Annotated in this window: 15 protein-coding genes and 2 pseudogenes; 13 read left to right on the top strand and 4 right to left on the bottom strand. The window is 42.7% G+C overall.

What is annotated here, in order from left to right; genetic code table 11:
• Positions 1 to 8: 8 nt before the first annotated feature.
• The 3 genes and pseudogenes from rbfA (at position 9) to LCU_RS09950 (ending at position 2041) form a co-directional block, all read left to right on the top strand.
• Positions 9 to 365 (top strand): 30S ribosome-binding factor RbfA, encoded by a 357-nt coding sequence (gene rbfA, locus LCU_RS04320; protein ID WP_004270040.1) that lies wholly within the window; start codon positions 9 to 11, stop codon positions 363 to 365.
• A gap of 224 nt (positions 366 to 589) precedes the next feature.
• Positions 590 to 1893 (top strand): annotated as a pseudogene (locus LCU_RS04315) (glycosyltransferase family 2 protein).
• On the top strand, positions 1886 to 2041 hold the full coding sequence (locus tag LCU_RS09950) for a hypothetical protein (protein ID WP_164905609.1): 156 nt from the start codon (positions 1886 to 1888) through the stop codon (positions 2039 to 2041). Before LCU_RS04315 ends, LCU_RS09950 begins: the two are co-directional and overlap by 8 nt.
• Here LCU_RS09950 and LCU_RS04310 read toward each other — a convergent pair.
• A pseudogene (locus LCU_RS04310) lies at positions 1971 to 2891 on the bottom strand (IS30-like element ISLsa1 family transposase). The gene LCU_RS09950 and the pseudogene LCU_RS04310 overlap by 71 nt on opposite strands.
• A 270-nt stretch (positions 2892 to 3161) precedes the next feature.
• Here LCU_RS04310 and truB point away from each other — a divergent pair.
• The 8 genes from truB (at position 3162) to LCU_RS04270 (ending at position 12106) form a co-directional block, all read left to right on the top strand.
• Positions 3162 to 4079, top strand: coding sequence for a tRNA pseudouridine(55) synthase TruB (truB, locus tag LCU_RS04305; protein ID WP_054644699.1), 918 nt, complete (start codon positions 3162 to 3164; stop codon positions 4077 to 4079).
• A 19-nt stretch (positions 4080 to 4098) separates the two neighbouring features.
• The gene (ribF, locus tag LCU_RS04300; RefSeq protein ID WP_056966838.1) at positions 4099 to 5052 is read left to right on the top strand and encodes a riboflavin biosynthesis protein RibF; all 954 of its coding nucleotides are present in this window, start codon (positions 4099 to 4101) and stop codon (positions 5050 to 5052) included.
• A complete protein-coding gene (gene hemW, locus LCU_RS04295) occupies positions 5052 to 6191 on the top strand; it encodes a radical SAM family heme chaperone HemW (RefSeq protein WP_004265424.1) in 1140 nt (379 codons plus the stop codon). Before ribF ends, hemW begins: the two co-directional genes overlap by 1 nt.
• A 293-nt stretch (positions 6192 to 6484) precedes the next feature.
• Entirely contained in the window at positions 6485 to 7543 is a 1059-nt protein-coding gene (gene hrcA, locus LCU_RS04290; protein ID WP_004270039.1) for a heat-inducible transcriptional repressor HrcA, read from the top strand.
• Positions 7544 to 7558: 15 nt separating this feature from the next.
• Positions 7559 to 8170, top strand: coding sequence for a nucleotide exchange factor GrpE (grpE, locus tag LCU_RS04285; RefSeq protein WP_081038336.1), 612 nt, complete (start codon positions 7559 to 7561; stop codon positions 8168 to 8170).
• A gap of 36 nt (positions 8171 to 8206) precedes the next feature.
• Positions 8207 to 10042, top strand: a complete 1836-nt coding sequence (gene dnaK / locus LCU_RS04280; RefSeq protein WP_039098750.1) for a molecular chaperone DnaK — start codon at positions 8207 to 8209, stop codon at positions 10040 to 10042.
• Between the two features lie 123 nt (positions 10043 to 10165).
• Positions 10166 to 11314, top strand: a complete 1149-nt coding sequence (dnaJ, locus tag LCU_RS04275; protein ID WP_056966840.1) for a molecular chaperone DnaJ — start codon at positions 10166 to 10168, stop codon at positions 11312 to 11314.
• A gap of 600 nt (positions 11315 to 11914) precedes the next feature.
• Positions 11915 to 12106 carry a hypothetical protein gene (locus tag LCU_RS04270; protein WP_056965807.1) on the top strand — a complete coding sequence of 64 codons (192 nt, stop codon included), beginning with the start codon at positions 11915 to 11917 and terminating at the stop codon, positions 12104 to 12106.
• Positions 12107 to 12170: 64 nt separating this feature from the next.
• Here LCU_RS04270 and LCU_RS04265 read toward each other — a convergent pair whose 3' ends face one another.
• Positions 12171 to 13556, bottom strand: a complete 1386-nt coding sequence (locus tag LCU_RS04265) for an APC family permease (protein WP_004271196.1) — start codon at positions 13554 to 13556, stop codon at positions 12171 to 12173.
• Positions 13557 to 13673: 117 nt separating this feature from the next.
• Positions 13674 to 14447, bottom strand: a complete 774-nt coding sequence (locus LCU_RS04260) for a Cof-type HAD-IIB family hydrolase (protein ID WP_056965804.1) — start codon at positions 14445 to 14447, stop codon at positions 13674 to 13676.
• A 176-nt stretch (positions 14448 to 14623) separates the two neighbouring features.
• On the opposite strand from LCU_RS04260, the gene LCU_RS04255 reads away from it, so the two are divergent.
• Both LCU_RS04255 and LCU_RS04250 read left to right on the top strand, forming a co-directional pair.
• Entirely contained in the window at positions 14624 to 15367 is a 744-nt protein-coding gene (locus LCU_RS04255) for a response regulator transcription factor (RefSeq protein WP_004271200.1), read from the top strand.
• Positions 15364 to 16803 carry a sensor histidine kinase gene (locus LCU_RS04250; protein WP_056965802.1) on the top strand — a complete coding sequence of 480 codons (1440 nt, stop codon included), beginning with the start codon at positions 15364 to 15366 and terminating at the stop codon, positions 16801 to 16803. Before LCU_RS04255 ends, LCU_RS04250 begins: the two co-directional genes overlap by 4 nt.
• Positions 16804 to 16861: 58 nt before the next feature.
• On the opposite strand, the gene codA is transcribed toward LCU_RS04250, so the two are convergent.
• Positions 16862 to 18097 carry a cytosine deaminase gene (gene codA, locus LCU_RS04245; RefSeq protein WP_035187053.1) on the bottom strand — a complete coding sequence of 412 codons (1236 nt, stop codon included), beginning with the start codon at positions 18095 to 18097 and terminating at the stop codon, positions 16862 to 16864.
• Positions 18098 to 18281: the final 184 nt, after the last annotated feature.

Raw genomic sequence — 18281 nt, 5'->3', positions numbered from 1 at the left:
GACAAGCAATGAAACATCGTGTTGGTCGGGTTGAACAAGAAATTCAACGCGAAATAAATGACATTTTATTAAAAAGAGTGCGTGATCCCCGAGTTGAAGGGGTCACAATCACTGATATTAATCTCAGTGGTGACTTACAACATGTTAAAGTTTATTACAGCATTTTATCTGGCTTAGCAAGTGACGCTGAAAAGACACAAGCTGGCTTAGATAAAGCTAAAGGATTGATTCGCAGCGAACTTGGCCAACGGATTAAGTTGTACAAGATTCCAGAAATCACCTTTGAACAAGACGGTTCAGTGCGTTATGGTGAACATATCGACGAACTTTTACGTAAGTTACACGAAGATGAAGCACAGCGTTAAACTGTGAAAAAGAGCCCCGCGAAAGCGGGGCTCTTTTTTTGTTTGAATGACCTTATGGAAACGATAATCTATTAAATTGACTTAGTCGTTTGCACCATATTACTATTGAAGTAATGAAACTATTGTTATTGGCAGATATTTTATGGTTTAGCGCGGCAAGTGAGTTATATGATGTGAATTCATTGTTAACTGATTAAAATCCAATCTGAAATGAGGGCGCGTACATGTTGTTGACAGACTCTTTAACTCAAATATTAATCTATACGCTCGTTTCGTATCCGATTATTGGGGGCTTATCGTTTATTGTCTCTAGTTTATATTATTGGTTATTGATGGAAAAGGCTGATCAACCACGCTATCTTAAAAAGGGGACGCCATTTATTACGATTTTAGTGCCAGCCCACAATGAAGAGGCGTCAATTCAGGCGACGATTGATCATTTAGCGACACAAATGAATTATCCAACTGACCGCTACGAAATCATTGTCGTTAATGACGGCTCGACAGATAGAACTGGCATTATTTTAAATATGGGCAGCGCTTGCGAACGCTCACGATTATTAATAATCGCGGGAAAGCGGCGGGTTTTAATAGTGCTTTAGGATTTGCTAAAGGTGAATTTATTCTGTCCAACGATGCTGATTCGAAACCCGAAGTGGATGCCTTATGGAAGTATATGTATTATCTTGAGCGGGAAGGGGGCGCTCAATTAGGCGCCGTGACTGGTAATATGTTGTCGATTAATAAGACAACGCTAGTCGCAGAAGCTCAACAAAATGAATTAAATTCAATTATTGGCTTAATTAAACGGTCGCAACTTTCTTACGGTGGGCTGTTTGCCTTTTCTGGAGCGAATACGATGTACCGTAAGGCAGCGGTGATCGATGTCGGTGGTTGGCAGGCAGAACAACCAACTGAAGATATTGCGATTTCTTGGGATATGCAGACTGCAGGGTGGCAAGCATATTTTGCACCGCACATTCGCTTTTTTATGGATGTGCCAGAAACATTACCAGAACTCGTTAAGCAACGGCGAAGATGGACTTCCGGTGGGATTTACGTGCTCTTAACAAAATCGTTTAGCATTTTACGGCACCCGATTAAGCACTTTTCGATGGTGCCAAGTATTATCGATTATGGTTTGAGTATTATTTGGTCGTTATTTTACTGGATGAGTATGGTGACCTTTGTAGTGCTTCAAATGGGTTATCTGATTAATCATGATTGGCATCGGCTACTCTCAAATCTGTCATTTTCAGGGATTTTCATCACAATCGAGATATTGGTAGGGTTGATTCAGCTGGTACAAGCGTCTTACTTTAACGATGGCGGCCGTTCGTTGAAGTATATCGCCTTTGCGCCTTGGTATATCTTGATTTATTGGATGGTTAATACATATACCGTAGCAGTCGAAATTGTGCCAACGATTCGCCAAATCATTCGAGGTAAAGATGCGGGTGTATGGAAATCACCAAAACGGTCGACTGAAGTCACTGGAAAACCAGAAGGGAAGGATTCAAATGAGTAAACCAGATTATATTCGTCATCAGCTAAGCGAAGATCAGATTACAATTGATTGGTTTTTTACCACGGCAAATTACAAGTTTAATCCGAACAAGCCCGGAATCTTTCAATGGCAGTCTGTTGATGATGTATTTTTAATGGTCGTTGATTAATTAGTTCAAGTGCTGCTAGGATCTCATCAGTCGTTACTTGGCTAAAATTGGTCTTTTTCGGGAAGAACCAGCGTAACCGTCTATTAAAATATTCATTGGAACCTCGCTCCCATGGTGAATATGGATGGCAAAAATAAACTTTGATCTGATAATCCTATTCTAAGGCCTGATAATTGGCAAACTCTTTACCATGATCAACAGTAATGGATTTTACTTGGGGACCGAAGGCCCCCATAAACTTGCCAAAGGCGGTGTTTAGAGCCTTAGCCGTTCTATTAGGGGCTTTGATGGCCCATAGAAGTCGGGTCTTACGTTCTACGAATGTAACCAGACATGATCGTGACTCACTTCGACTAGAAAGCACCGTATCTACTTCCCAATGACCAAAAGCTAACCGTTGATTAACAGTTGTTGGCCGTTGTTCGATGGAAGTCCCACTTGTAAATTTCCCACGATTTTCGCTCACTCGGTGCTGGCGGACATTCCGATTGGGTAGATCAGTCAATTTGAAGGGGAGCCAGCCACGATTAAGCCAATTATAAATTGACGCAGTGCTCAAGTTATAAGCGGCCGCAATGGTTTCTGGTGACCAGGTTAATCGTAAGTGATTGGTAATTAAAGTCGCTAATGCTGCCGTCAGCATCGAACGACGACCGCAATTCCGCCTTTTGCGATCTGCATCTTGCTGAGCTAATTCTGGATCATAAGGTTTAACTCGGTCCAACTCATAGCTAATCGTAGCTTTGGCGACGCCTAAGGCGTCAGCCATTACTTGGTAAGATTTATTCCCCTCATTGACCAGTTGTGCTAGTGCGCCACGTTGAAAACGTGATAAAGTAGATGTACCCAAAGTAATCACTCCCTATATTGGTTGGAATTAGCTACTACCATTGTAAGTGATTGCTTTGGGCTTTTTAATTTCTGTTCGGATTAATTATAGAATTTGCCGAGTAAAAAAGGTTACTAATAAAACAACATTGAGCGAGGATGGGCAAGAGTTTCTTTTGTCCCATCTTTTTTTGTGCTTTGATAATAAATTGAGCAGCATCATAAAGCTAATCCCGTTCGACTTCACACTCTATGCTATAATAGTTTAGTTAATACTTAAAGGAGATTACTTATGGACGGCATTGTACCCTTATATAAAGAACGCGGCATGACGAGTAACGATTGTGTGTTTAAAGTGCGCCGCATTTTACACATGAAGAAAGTGGGCCATTCTGGCACGTTGGATCCCAACGTCGATGGGGTGTTACCAATCTGTATCGGTCAAGCAACGAAGGTTGTTGATCAATTGGTGCATTCTGGTAAAGTCTACACGGGTGAAATCACCCTTGGCTTATCAACAACGACTGAAGACTTAGATGGTGAAGTCGTTGAAGAGGCGCGCTTAACAGAACCTTTTTCAACTGAGAGAATCAAAGAGACCCTCGCTAGTTTTCTGGGCGATTCAATTCAGATTCCCCCCATGTTTTCAGCGGTGAAAGTCAATGGGCGGCGTTTATACGACTATGCGCGCGCTGGTGATCCAGTCGAACGGCCACAACGTTCAATCACGATTACGCAGTTTGATTTGGATGGTGAACCACAATTTGACGCAGAATCTGGGCGCCAAACATTCCGGTTCATTGTCAGTTGCTCAAAGGGGACTTATATCCGCACATTAGCTGTTGATTTCGGTCGTAAACTCGGTTTACCCGCAGTGATGTCCGATTTGACACGTCTTAAGAGTGGCGGCATTCAAATTGGTAACTGTATCACGTTGGAACAATTGGCGCAAAAAGCTGAAGCGGGCGAACTGGCAGACGTTTTATTGCCAATTGACCATGTATTTGAAGATTACAAGAAGATTGCTTTAGACGACGATCAATGGGCCAAGCTTTTAAACGGTGTGTTCTTGACATTGCCAGAACAAACCGATGAGATTGTGGCGTTGACCTATCAAGGGCATATCAAGGCGCTCTATCAAGTTGAAAAAGCAGCGCAACATCTTTATCGCCCTTATAAAATGTATTTACAAAATCAAGGGACTCATTAAAAAAAACTAGGTGAAAAATATGCGTGTCATTGAATTAATTCATCCATATTCAAAAGAACAAGTGCCAGCTGACCAAGTGGTCTTGGCGCTTGGCTTTTTTGATGGCGTACATCGAGGCCATCAAGCTGTAATTCGGAAAGCAAAACAAATTGCAGTTCAAAAAGGTTTACTATTAGCTGTGATGACGTTTGATATCCATCCTGCCATTGTTTATCGCAATGCCGATCGGGAGTCATTCCGTTATTTATCAACGGTTGAGCGCAAGCAAGAATTGATGGCGGAGTTAGGCGTTGATGTTTTCTACATCGTGCACTTTAATGAAGCATTTGCACAACTAGCCCCACAAACATTTGTCGATCAATACTTAGTCGCTTTACATGCGGATACAGTGGTGGCTGGCTTTGATTACACTTATGGTAAAAAAGAGATTGCGAATATGACGACATTGTCAGACTATGCCAAAGGGCGCTTTGCCATTGTGACAGTTGCAGAACATGACCATAATGGTGTCAAAATCGGCTCGACATTAGTACGAGAGGATTTAGATGCTGGTAAGATTGCGGAAGCTAATGAATTACTCGGTTATGTTTACCAAACGACCGGTGAAGTAGTGCATGGTGAAGCACGCGGGCGAGAATTAGGGTTTCCAACTGCTAACATCGAATCGCAACGACCAGAACGATTACCAGGAATTGGGATTTATGCGGTCCGCTTTTTAGTGCGCGGTCAATGGTATATTGGCATGGCTTCAATTGGTCGGAATGTGACGTTCCACAGCAATAACCCGGTAACGGTGGAGATTAACTTATTAGATTTCAATGGCGATATTTACGGTGAACAAGTGAAAGTGGATTGGTATCACTACTTACGCGGCGAAGTGAAGTTTGACTCCGCGGAAGCCTTGATTGACCAACTCCACCAAGACGAAGCCGATACCCGAACTTATTTTGAGAAATTAGAGGCACAACATTAATGGCAGGCGCTTATATTCACATCCCATTTTGCGAGCATATTTGTTACTACTGCGATTTCAATAAGGTTTTCATTGAAGGTCAACCGGTCGATGATTATGTCGATATGTTGATTCGCGAGTTTCAATTAGTGATGGCAGAATACCCAGACGAACCAATTGATACGATCTATGTCGGTGGGGGGACACCAACTACTTTATCACCAGCACAACTCCAACGTTTAACCGATGGGATTCATCAATACTTACCTTATGAGGGTGGTGAGTTTACGTTTGAAGCCAATCCTAATGACTTACAAGATACTGAAAAATTGCAAGTTCTGAAGGACAACGGCGTCAACCGGTTAAGTATTGGCGTGCAGTCGTTTAATGATCAGATTTTAAAACAGATCGGGCGGATTCACCGAAGTGCGGATGTTTATCGGGCAATCGATAACGCGCGCAAGGTCGGCTTCGAAAATATGAGTATCGATTTGATTTTCCGCTTACCACAACAAAGTGAAGCGGATTTCATGGATAGTTTGAATAAGGCAATTGAACTCGACTTACCGCATTATTCGACGTACTCATTGATTCTCGAACGCAAAACAATCTTCTATAACTTGATGCGCCAAGGCAAGTTGCATTTACCATCGCAAGATGTTGAAGCACATATGTATCAAGCCGCGATTGATAGTTTCAAGCGGGCTGGTTTAGATCAATATGAAATCAGTAATTTTGCCAAGCCAGGCTTTCAATCTGCGCATAATCTAACTTACTGGCGCAATGAAAAGTATTTTGGCTTTGGTGCCGGTGCTTACGGCTATTTAGGTAAGGATCGTTACCATAACTTCGGCCCAATCCAACAATACCTAGAACCCTTAAAAGAAAATAAGGTGCCAGTCATTGAACGCCATGTTCTGCCACTGACCGAACAAATGGAGGAAGAACTCTTCCTCGGGTTACGGACGATGCAAGGCGTATCCATCAGTCATTTTCAAGATAAATTCAATTATCCATTACAAAATGTTTACGGCGAAACAGTTGCCACCCAAATTGCAAAGGGCTACCTCAAACAAGAAGGCGATTGGTTAAGACTAACTGAATCAGGTAAGTTCTTAGGCAATGAAGTCTTCCAAGAGTTTCTGCTAGATAGTTATTGAGTGCGTTCAAACCGGGGGATATTCTGAGCATTCGCCTTGTGTCGCTAGGCACAGGAATATGGTTTGAAAAGCACGTTATAAATATTCCACTTCATAAAGCGAGTCTCTTCCATCTAAGAAGCGGCTCGTTTTTTATTTTGTCCTTTGGTCCAGTAAGGCCCTCCGTCTAAGGACCGATTTTCAGTAAATCCGTAAAAAAGCCGGTACGTTTCTTGACTTTATTTGACGTTCTTGCTATATTAATAATTGTAATTAGCACTCATGATATTCAAGTGCTAAAAAGAGGTGATGACATGCTGACCGAAAGGCAATTAATGATTTTGAAAGAAATTATTCGTCTTTTTACAGAGAGTGGTCAGCCAGTGGGTTCTAAGAAGTTAATGGCAGAATTGCCGGTACACGTTAGTTCTGCAACAATTCGTAATGATATGGCTGATTTGGAAAGTGTCGGTTTAATTGAGAAGACGCATTCGTCATCTGGACGGGTACCGTCGATGCAAGGCTATCGCTACTATCTAGACCATCTCATGCAACCAGCAACCCTCAATCCGGTTGATGTGGCAACGGTCCAACAATCATTTGGACAGCACTATCATAAGATTGATGAAATCGTCTCACAATCGGCTAATATCTTATCGAACCTAACGAGCTATACAGCAATCGCGTTAGGACCGGAAGTGGCTGAGATTCGGTTAACTGGTTTTCGTCTAGTACCGTTGAGTAATCACCAAGTGATGGCGATTATCGTGACGAGTGCAGGGACAGTTGATAATCAGGTATTTACCATTCCACAAGCGATTTCGGGTGATGAACTCGAAAAAGCCATTCGAATCATTAATGATCACCTAATTGGCTTACCGTTAACCGTGGTTAGTCAGAAGTTAAAGACGGATGTACCGGCGCTATTAGCCCAGTACATGGCTTCTCCGACCGGCTTTTTAGACATCTTCGACGATGTTTTGAAAAAGGCGAGTCAAGAGCGCTTATTTGTTGGCGGTCAGATGAACTTGTTGAATTTTTCAGAGTTCTCCGATGTCACCCAGCTGAAGTCGTTGTATAACATGATTAATCGTTCAGATGATTTAGCCAAGTTGCTAGATTTGTCCCCTGGAGGCGCCAATAGCCAAGTTCAGGTTCGCCTGGGCACCGAGATGGCCAACGATCTGTTGAAACATTATAGTCTAATGACTGTTAATTATGACGTTGGTGAACACGGACAGGGAGTCATTGCACTACTGGGCCCCACTAGCATGCCCTATTCGCGGATGATTGGGTTACTCGATTTATTCCGTGAAGAGTTAGCGAAGAAATTAATTGATTATTATGCGAATTTCGATGATGATCAATCTTAAAAGGAGCGTGTTTGTTTGACCAAGCAAGAAAAGGCTGAGAAACAAGAAAAGCCAGTAGCAGAAATGCCAGAAACAGAAACACCTAAAGAAGAAACGCCATTTGAACCTGAATTAGAAGCAGATGAAGTGATCGAAGAGGCTGCACCTGACGAAGATGCAGCTAAGCCAGATTTAGCGGCTCAACTTGCTGAACTCCAAAAGAAATATGATGATTTAGAAGATAGTTTCTTACGGTCACAAGCTGAAATTAAAAACATTCAAACCCGTCATCAAAAAGAACAAGCTAGCTTGTTAAAATATGATGGGCAATCACTTGCAAAAGATGTCTTACCCGTTTTGGATAATCTAGAACGTGCGTTGGCAACTGAAGCAACTGATGATAGTGCTGAGAGTCTTAAAAAGGGTGTTCAAATGACATACGATCATATGAAACATGCTTTAGAAGATCATGGCGTTAAGGAAATTGAGGCGCAAGGACAAGCCTTTGATCCGACCATTCATCAGGCCGTGCAAACGGTCGCTGTTGATGGTGATCAAAAAGCGGATACTGTTGTACAAGTCTTCCAAAAAGGCTACTACTTGAAGGACCGCGTCTTAAGACCAGCAATGGTCGTTGTTGCACAATAAATTAAACTAAAAATCTAAAAAAAGAGGGTATTTTTTATGAGTAAAGTAATCGGTATTGACTTAGGGACAACCAACTCAGCTGTTGCCGTATTAGAAGGCGGACAACCAAAAATTATCACAAATCCAGAAGGCGCACGGACAACACCATCTGTTGTGTCATTTAAAAACGGCGAAATCCAAGTTGGTGAAGTGGCAAAACGCCAAGCAATCACTAACCCTGATACAATCGCATCAATCAAACGTCACATCGGCGAAGCAGGTTACAAAGTAACTGTTGGCGACAAATCATACACACCACAAGAAGTTTCAGCAATGATCTTACAATACATCAAGAAATTCGCTGAAGATTATCTTGGTGAAGAAGTCACAGAAGCTGTTATCACAGTACCTGCTTACTTCAATGATTCACAACGCCAAGCCACTAAAGATGCTGGTAAGATTGCCGGCTTAGATGTTAAACGGATTATCAACGAACCAACAGCTTCAGCATTAGCTTACGGTTTGGACAAGACAGAAACAGACGAAAAAGTCTTAGTTTATGACCTTGGTGGTGGGACTTTCGACGTTTCTGTTCTTGAATTAGGCGACGGTGTCTTCCAAGTATTATCAACAAACGGTGATACACATTTAGGTGGGGATGACTTTGATGAAGCCATCATGAACTGGTTAGTTGAAAACTTCAAATCAGACAACGGTATTGACTTGTCAAAAGACAAGATGGCTATGCAACGTCTAAAAGATGCTGCTGAAAAAGCTAAAAAAGATTTATCTGGTGTGACAAGCACCCAAATCAGCTTGCCATTTATCTCAGCCGGCGAAAACGGTCCTTTACATTTGGAAATGACTTTATCACGTGCTGAATTCGATAAGTTAACATCAGACTTAGTTGACCGGACAAAAGCACCTGTTATGAATGCTTTGAAAGATGCTGGTCTAGAATCAGGCGACATCGACAAAGTCATCTTAAACGGTGGTTCAACACGAATTCCTGCTGTTCAAGAAGCTGTTAAGAACTGGACAGGCAAGGAACCTGATCACTCAATCAACCCTGACGAAGCTGTTGCTCTTGGTGCTGCTGTTCAAGGTGGTGTTATCTCAGGTGACGTTAAAGATGTTGTTTTACTTGATGTGACACCATTATCATTAGGGATTGAAACAATGGGCGGTGTCTTCACGAAGTTAATCGACCGGAACACAACAATTCCTACAAGCAAAGCCCAAACATTCTCAACAGCTGCCGACAACCAACCTGCCGTAGACATCCATGTCTTACAAGGTGAACGTCCAATGGCTGCTGATAACAAGACTTTAGGCCGTTTCCAATTAACAGATATTCCTGCTGCACCTCGTGGTGTGCCACAAATCGAAGTTAAATTCGATATTGATAAGAACGGGATTGTTAATGTTTCTGCTAAAGACCTTGGCACAAATAAAGAACAAAAAATCACTATCAAGAGTAACTCTGGTTTATCAGACGAAGAAATCGATCGCATGATGAAAGAAGCTCAAGAAAATGAAGAAGCCGACAACAAACGTAAAGAAGAAGTTGATTTGAAGAACGATGTTGATCAATTAATCTTCCAAACAGATAAGACTTTGAAAGAACTTGAAGGTAAAGTTTCTGACGAAGAATTACAAAAGGCTAAAGATGCTAAAGAAGAATTAGTCAAAGCACAACAAGAAAACAACCTTGAAGACATGAAGACAAAACGCGATGCGTTGAGTGAAATCGTTCAAGAATTAACAGTTAAGTTATATCAACAAGCACAAGAAGCACAACAAGCTGCTGGTGCTGAAGGTAATGCAACTGACGGTAAGTCTGACGATGGTACTGTTGACGGCGACTTCGAAGAAGTTAAAGACGACAAATAATAATGCGTTTTAAAAAAAGCCAAAACCTAGTATGGTCTAGGGCCTTGGCTTTTTTTAATCAGTCAATTATGCTATCCTTGATAGGATAGATTTAACGCGTAAGTATATGAATGGAGGCCCACAATGGCTGATAAAAGAGATTACTATGACGTCTTAGGGATAAGTAAAGACGCCTCAGATGATGAGATTAAAAAGGCCTATCGTAAACTTTCAAAGAAGTACCATCCAGATATTAACAAAGCCCCAGATGCAGAAGCCAAGTTCAAGGAAGTCACAGAAGCGTATGAAGCATTAAGTGACCCACAAAAACGGGCAGCTTATGACCAATACGGTCATGCTGGTATGAACGGTGGTTTCGGCGGCGGCGCAGGCCAAGGCTTCGGTGGCGGCTTTGGTGGTGCTGAAGGCTTCGGCGGTTTCGAAGATATCTTTAGTTCATTCTTCGGTGGCGGCGGTGCTCGGCAACAACCAAACGCTCCTCGTCAAGGTTCAGATTTACAATATCGGATGGATTTGAAGTTCGATGAAGCCATTTTCGGCAAAGAAACCAAGATTTCTTATAACCGTGAATCAGAATGTCACACGTGTCATGGCTCTGGTGCTAAACCAGGAACAAGCGCCCAAACGTGTCACAAATGTCACGGTGCAGGTCAAGTCCAAGTTGAACGACAAACAGCTTTCGGCCGCATGATGGCTCAAGAAGTCTGTGATGTCTGTGGCGGGACTGGTAAAGAAATTAAAGACAAGTGTGAAACATGTCATGGAACAGGTCACGAAGATGAACGGCATACTGTTAAGGTTAAAGTGCCAGCAGGTGTTGAAGATGGTCAACAAATGCGTCTTCAAGGCCAAGGTGAAGCCGGCACAAACGGTGGCCCTTATGGCGATTTATTCATCGTCTTCCGCGTGGCACCAAGTGCTGAATTCAAGCGCGATGGCGCACAAATTTATTCAGAAGTCCCAATTAGCTTTGTCCAAGCTGCTCTAGGGGATGAAATTGAAGTCAACACAGTCCATGGTCCTGTTAAACTAAAAGTGCCAGCGGGGACTCAAACGAATACCGTCTTCCGTCTACGTGGTAAGGGTGCGCCTAAGCTCCACGGGACAGGTAATGGGGATCAAAACGTTACAGTTAACATCGTGACACCAAAGACCCTCAACAGTAAACAACGTGATGCGCTAAAAGCATTTGCAGTCGCAAGTGGTGACTCAGTTAACCCACAAGACAACAACTTGTTCGACAAGATTCTGAACAAGAAACACAAAAAATAGAAGTGCGTCAAAAGTGGTTATCCTGTGAGGATTAGCCTAACAGGGCGAATGATTGCTGTAAGCAATCGTTTGACTTGTGTAGCTAACCGGAATAGGATGCTTTTGAAAGCACGTTAAAAATAGAAGTGCGTTCAAGCCGGTTATACTTTGAGGACTAGCCTAGTTTCGTGAATGAGCGACGGAGTCGATCGTTTGCGGGACGTAGCTAGCCGCAGAAGTATGGTTTGAAAAGCACGTTAAAAATAGAAGTGCGTTCAAGCCGGTTATACTTTGAGGACTAGCCTAGTTTCGTGAATGAGCGACGGAGTCGATCGTTTGCGGGACGTAGCTAGCCGCAGAAGTATGGTTTGAAAAGCACGTTAAAAATAGAAGTGCGTTCAAGCCGGTTATACTTTGAGGACTAGCCTAGTTTCGTGAATGAGCGACGGAGTCGATCGTTTGCGGGACGTAGCTAGCCGCAGAAGTATGGTTTGAAAAGCACGTTAAAGCCCCTCTAATCCACAAGATTAGAGGGCTTTTTTTGTTGGAGTGGATAGGTGGGAGATTTTTGAAAAATTCTGTTATAATGGCGGTAATAAATTAGGACGGAAGGTGAGTTGCATGGATGACAAAGATAAATTAGAACTTGAAATTGCACGCCTTAAGATGGAAAATGAGAATTTACGGTTGAAAGCTGAGGTTGAACAGCGGAAGAATAATAAGTACTGGTTGTGGGCATTAGTGCCAATTGTCGCGATTCTTGCTGGCAACATGACCTCATTTTCACGGATGTTCATGCATTTTTGTAGATAGTTCACGATAGATTGCATAGAAATAGGCGTTAAGCAGATTATGAAAACTGCTTAACGCCTATTTTTTATTGGCGACTGTGACGGTAGCCGTAACTGAAGTAAATTGTTAGGCCAATCACCAACCAGATTAAGAAGACAATCCAAGTTGTTAGTTGTAACTGGGTCATGAGTAGTAAGCATAAGCCGCATGAAAGTAAAGGAATCCATGGGAATAGTGGCACTTTAAACCCTTGTGGCAATTCATTATAAAATGGTAACTTGCGCAGGAAGATCACACCGAGAGAAACAGTTGCAAAGGCGAATAACGTGCCAATGTTGACCAATTCAGCAATCTTATCAAGTGGCACTACCATTGCGACGATGCTTGTGACGATGGCGAAAATCCATGTATTCGCAACTGGCACATGTGTTTTTGAACTGACTTTGGCAAAAACGGGTGGCAATAGCCCATCGCGACTAATGGCGAAGATCAGACGTGTTCCGCCGTAGGTCATAACGAGTAGGACAGTTGTCATACCGGCAACTGCTCCCAGGGCAACAATCCCAGCAACCCAGTTTTGATGCATCAATTGAAGCGCAAAAGCAACGGGGTCACCAACGTTGAGTTTTGTATAGTGCACGACGCCAACGAGGACGGTGGCAACTGCGGCATACAATAATGAAGCAATCAATAATGAAGCGATAATCCCGATTGGCATATCACGTTGCGGATTGACAACTTCTTCTGATGCGGTTGAAACGGCATCAAAGCCGATGTAGGCGTAAAATGCTAATGCTGCCCCAGAAAGAATGCCACCAGCACCAAATGGTAAGAACGGTTTGAAGTTGGCTGGTTTCACATAGAAAATGGCAACGCCAAGGAAAATTACGATGACAGCGACTTTCACACCAACCATAATCGTATTAATCCGTGTTGATTCGCGTAAGCCATTTGATAGTAAGAACCCAATCAATAACGTAATTAAACCGGCAATTAAATTAATACCACCAGGGTGGCCAGGCGTCCATGCAGTCGATAAGAAGGTAGGTAAGTGTAATCCAAAGCCAGCAATTAGATTTTGGAAGTAGGCTGACCAACTGACGGCCACTGAGGCGACTGCGAAGAGATATTCGGAAATAAGTGCCCAACCTAGAATCCACGCGATTAATTCACCGAAGACGGTGTAGACGTATGTGTAGGCACTACCGGCCAAGGGAATTGTAGAAGCGAATTCTGAATAACAAAGGGCAGCCATTGCGCAGACGACTGCAGCGAGCAGGTAAGACAGCATCGCACCGGGTCCAGCATATTTAGCGGCGATAATCCCTGGTGTGATAAAAATACCGGCGCCGACGACTGCACCAACCCCCATGGCGGTTAAACCAAAGGCGGTTAAATGGCGTTCTAGTGTACTATTTTTAAATTGGTTCACGTCGATTTGTTTTTTGGCAAAGAGTGAATGTTGTGTCATTAGTAACTCCTTTTTAAGTGAGATGATTCTAATTTTAATCGGTCTACTGAGAAGCGTCAAGATAAAAAAAGCGCCATGACAGTGATTGAGCCGTTATGGCGCGGATTAGTTAAGTGATTAAATTAAGCCCCAGTGGCGTAAACCCTCAATAATGCCACCTTCAGTATTCTTAGAAGTAATGTATTTTGCCTTGGCTTTAGCTTCCGGAATACCATTGCCCATAACGGTGGGATAGTCTACGAAGTCGAGCATTGGTAAGTCGTTTGTACCATCGCCAAACGCATAAGTTGGGATGCCCATTAAGTTTTGTGAGCGAATCAATTCTTTAATACCGGTTTGTTTTGAACAATCTTTTTCAACCGTATCAATTGAGTTCGGTGTGTTGCGGTAGAATGTTAAGTCGGTACTTAGTGTTTCTGTATAGGCCTTGTCATTGTCGTTTGTGAGAATCAACATCATGTAGACTGAATGATTCAAGTAATAGTCTGGATCAACTTCGGGGACGGGGGCGTTGACAAACTTGTAGGCATCTTTGCCGGGTTGAGTTACAGCCGTAATCCGGATTGCTTCTTCATTATAAAAAGCGATGGCTTCGTCAGCAGCATTAGCAATTGCGACGGTTTTTTCAATCACGGGCGTTGGAATAGTGCCTTTATAAACAGGTTGACCTTCATATTGAATGAAGCTCCCATTTAAACAAATGAATGAATCGATGCCGGTTTTTGCAAGTGCATCTTGAATTTCAAGCGGTGAGCGACCGGTCGCAATGATTGGTAAGTAGTTGTTGGCGCGTAATTGGCGGAGTGCAATCGCAACAGCTGCAACTACTTCAGAATGTTCGTTGTAAAGTGTACCGTCAAGGTCGAAAAATACTAGTCCTTTATAAGTCAAAATGGGGCCTCCTAAATAATGATATCTGCTTAACATGCTATCATGCTTAGCGATACCATGCAAACGGGAACCGTGATGTGTTTGATTTTCATCACTTCTTCATATATTATTCATCCGTAATTGGTTTATCTACTGTATAATATAGACATAGCAACGTAAAAAGAGAAGGAATTCTAATGAAAATTTTAATGGTAGAAGATAACAAATCCGTATCAGAAATGATGAGTATGTTTTTCCAAAAAGAAGCTTGGGATGCCCATTTCGCTTACGACGGCAATGAAGCAGTGGAAGCCTTTAGTGTCGATCCAGAGAGTTGGGACATTATCACGCTTGATTTAAATTTACCGGGTTTAGACGGAATGCAAGTCGCCCAAAAAATCCGCGAGTTGTCGAAGACAGTACCAATTATTATGTTGACGGCGCGCGATTCTGAAAGTGATCAAGTGCTTGGCCTTGAACTCGGTGCTGATGATTATGTGACAAAACCCTTTAGTCCAATCACACTGATTGCACGGATTAAAGCCTTACATCGCCGTGCTGAGTTGATTGATGAACAAGTCGAAGCAGCTGAAGAAAACTTACAACAAGCGGCTGAAAATTCAGATTTTGATGTACAAACAACACACTTTAAGTTGAGTTCTAAAACGCGTGAGACTTATTTATTGGACAAACCAATTTTAGATTTAACGCCAAAAGAATTCGATTTATTGAAGACGTTAGCTAAAAATCCCCGTCAAGTTTTCTCACGGGAACAATTATTAGAACTTGTGTGGGATTACCAATACTTCGGTGACGAACGAACAGTTGATGCGCATATCAAGAAGTTACGTCAAAAGATTGAAAAAGTAGGACCACAAGTGATTCAGACCGTTTGGGGTGTCGGTTATAAATTTGATGATTCAGACGCAGCGCGCGAATGAAGCTTATTTATCAATGGATGTTGGCATTTTTCGGCGTCATTATGACGACCATTATTATTGTGGGGATTGCGTTTACGCAATATTCGACAAGGACCGCTTATGAGAGCACCTGGGATCAACTAGAAGGTTACGCGGATGTGATTGAACGTGAAGCTTTCAAACAGGGGTCTCAAGCGGCCTTGTCGACCCAATTCATTATTGATAGTCAACAAATCCTTTCCCAACAACACGTTGGGTTTAATTTCTTTAACGCCGAAAACGAGATGGTGTATCCTACCCCGGATCCTAAAGTTTCGGTCAAGAAACAATATTGGAAACATTTAAAGAATGGCCAGATTCAACGGCTGAGCTTAAGTCGTGATTCGCACCAAGTGAATAACAATAAGCAAGAACAGTTAGTGGTCTTCAAACCCGTTTTTTACAATAACAAACTGATTTACGTGATTGGGGTGGCAGCACCACTACAAACCGTTAAATCTGGTTTGACAACGATGCGCAAGAACCTCTTGATTGCCTTTTTACTATCGACAATCGGTGGGATTCTGTTGAGTTACGTCTTAGCACGGTATCAAATTTATCGGATTAATCGCTTACGAAATGCGACCCACCTAGTTGCTGAAGGAGATTTTAATGTTCAGATTAAGAATCCTGGTAAAGATGAATTGGATGATTTGGCCACCGATTTTAATGAGATGGTGCATTCGTTGAATGAATCTGAAAAGGAAATTAAGCGGCAAGAAGATCGCCGGCGGCAATTCATGGCCGACGCTGCTCACGAAATGCGGACGCCTTTAACGACCGTTAAGGGTCTGTTAGAAGGGTTGCAATATGATGCGATTCCAGAAGAGATGCGCGCCAAGAGTATTTCATTAATGCAAAATGAAACCAACCGACTCATTCGCTTAGTCAACGAGAACCTGGATTATGAAAAGATTCGGACTAACCAAATTAAATTGAACCCGCAAACGTTTAATGCGGTGGAAGCTATCCAGAATATTCAAGAGCAACTCGAGAAGAAGGCGACTGAAGCCGGTGATACGCTCATCTTGGACGCCCAAGAGAATGTCCCAATCTATGCCGACTATGACCGTTTTGTCCAAGTGATGTTTAACATCATGCAAAATGCCATTCAGTTTACAGAAAATGGGCAAATTACGGTGACTGCGGAAGCTGGTTTCCACGAAACAATCTTAACGATTAGCGATACCGGTATCGGAATGACGGACGAACAAGTCAAAAATATTTGGGAACGGTATTACAAAGCAGATCCATCACGTAAGAATACCAAATATGGTGAATCTGGTTTAGGGTTGGCGATTGTCCACCAACTCGTCCAGTTACATTATGGGATGATTGAGGTCCAAAGTATTCCTGAACAAGGGACCACTTTTACCTTAACTTTCCCAGATGAAACGATTGTGACAAGTGAAAGCTAAACCAATTTAAATAGGCGTCACGACAAGGATTAAATTGTCGTGACGCCTATTTTTTAGATTAAATATGCAATTGCGTTTGAGCTGGTTGGGTTTCACTGATGATTTCGCCAGCGTGCATTGAGAGGGTAACAGCGGCGCGCTTGTTGAGAGCCTCGTAGAAGTTGTCGCTATCCATTAGAATCAGGTGGGCGGGTTTACCCACTTCGAGACCATATTGGTCAAGGACGTGCATTGTACGAGCACCATTGTAAGTAATGAAGCGATAGGCATTCATGATTTCAGTATGGCCCATGATTTGGGTTGCCAGTAGGCCACTATACAACACATCAAGCATGTTGCCATCGCCCATTGGGTACCATGGATCTTGAATATCATCTTCACCAAAAGCGACGTTTAGCCCGTTGGCAGTCAGTTCTTTTACGCGCGTCAAACCACGGCGCTTCGGATAAGTGTCAAAACGGCCACCGAGAAATAGGTTGACAAGTGGGTTGGCGATGAAGTTTAAATCCGCCATTTTTAACAGCCGCATCAATTTGTACATATAGGCATCGTTGTAACAGCCCATGGCAGTTGTGTGTGAAGCCGTCACTTTGTCTTTCATCCCCGTTTCAAGGGCGAGAGTCGCGACTGTTTCAAGACTACGTGAATTGGGATCATCAATTTCATCGGTATGTGCGTCGAATAGTAAATCATATTCTTGAGCGAGTTCAAAAGCAAACTTCAAGGATTCGACGGCATATTCGCGATTAAATTCGAAATGTGGAATAGCACCGATTGCATCAACCCCTAATTGGGCAGCTTTGGTCATTAATGCTTTGCCATTTGGAAAAGAAAGAATCCCTTCTTGAGGAAAGGCTACCAGTTGCAACGTCATCCAATCCTTGACTTCTTCGCGAACCTCGATTAAGGCTTTGAGCGCAACTAAGTCTGGATCAGTCACGTCAACGTGTGAGCGGACGAATTGAATCCCATGGCTGGCTTGTAATTTCAGTGCTTGAATTGCGCGGTGTTTGACGTCGTCGTGGGTTAAATCCTTTTTGCGTTCGGACCAAATCCGAATGCCATCAAACAAGGTTCCAGATTCATTCCATTCAGGCTGGCCGGCGGTGAGAGTTGAATCGAGATGGACGTGAGGATCAACAAATGGCGGTAATGCCAATTGACCATGTCCGTCGATGACTTGCTCATTAGGATGCGGTATTAGCTGTGCCTCAATTGCTGTAATGATCCCGTTTTCAATTCTGATTGACTGCAATGATTCTTGATTCTCAATGTGCACGTTTTGAATGAGCATTTTATCCAACCTCGCTTTTTTTATTAGTGAGTATAACAATCATGAGTTGACTTTGGCAAGTAAGTTTAATACAATGCTTATAAATATAAATCCTTTTAAGGGCAGTCCAGTGAGGCTGACAAAGGAGCGGTTAACAAGTACATTAGTGGACCTGCTCTGTCTAGGAGTAGGTCTTTTTTTAATG

Origin of the sequence: Latilactobacillus curvatus JCM 1096 = DSM 20019, from assembly GCF_004101845.1 — a bacterium.
GTDB classification, from domain to species: Bacteria; Bacillota; Bacilli; order Lactobacillales; family Lactobacillaceae; genus Latilactobacillus; species Latilactobacillus curvatus.
This window is presented reverse-complemented; position numbering and strand designations above follow the sequence as displayed.

Coding starts and splice junctions, on each gene's coding strand:
- rbfA (WP_004270040.1), top strand. CDS start 9: ATGAAACATCGTGTTGGTCGGGTTGAACAAGAAATTCAACGCGAAATA.
- LCU_RS09950 (WP_164905609.1), top strand. CDS start 1,886: ATGAGTAAACCAGATTATATTCGTCATCAGCTAAGCGAAGATCAGATT.
- truB (WP_054644699.1), top strand. CDS start 3,162: ATGGACGGCATTGTACCCTTATATAAAGAACGCGGCATGACGAGTAAC.
- ribF (WP_056966838.1), top strand. CDS start 4,099: ATGCGTGTCATTGAATTAATTCATCCATATTCAAAAGAACAAGTGCCA.
- hemW (WP_004265424.1), top strand. CDS start 5,052: ATGGCAGGCGCTTATATTCACATCCCATTTTGCGAGCATATTTGTTAC.
- hrcA (WP_004270039.1), top strand. CDS start 6,485: ATGCTGACCGAAAGGCAATTAATGATTTTGAAAGAAATTATTCGTCTT.
- dnaK (WP_039098750.1), top strand. CDS start 8,207: ATGAGTAAAGTAATCGGTATTGACTTAGGGACAACCAACTCAGCTGTT.
- dnaJ (WP_056966840.1), top strand. CDS start 10,166: ATGGCTGATAAAAGAGATTACTATGACGTCTTAGGGATAAGTAAAGAC.
- LCU_RS04270 (WP_056965807.1), top strand. CDS start 11,915: ATGGATGACAAAGATAAATTAGAACTTGAAATTGCACGCCTTAAGATG.
- LCU_RS04265 (WP_004271196.1), bottom strand. CDS start 13,556: ATGACACAACATTCACTCTTTGCCAAAAAACAAATCGACGTGAACCAA.
- LCU_RS04255 (WP_004271200.1), top strand. CDS start 14,624: ATGAAAATTTTAATGGTAGAAGATAACAAATCCGTATCAGAAATGATG.
- LCU_RS04250 (WP_056965802.1), top strand. CDS start 15,364: ATGAAGCTTATTTATCAATGGATGTTGGCATTTTTCGGCGTCATTATG.
- codA (WP_035187053.1), bottom strand. CDS start 18,097: ATGCTCATTCAAAACGTGCACATTGAGAATCAAGAATCATTGCAGTCA.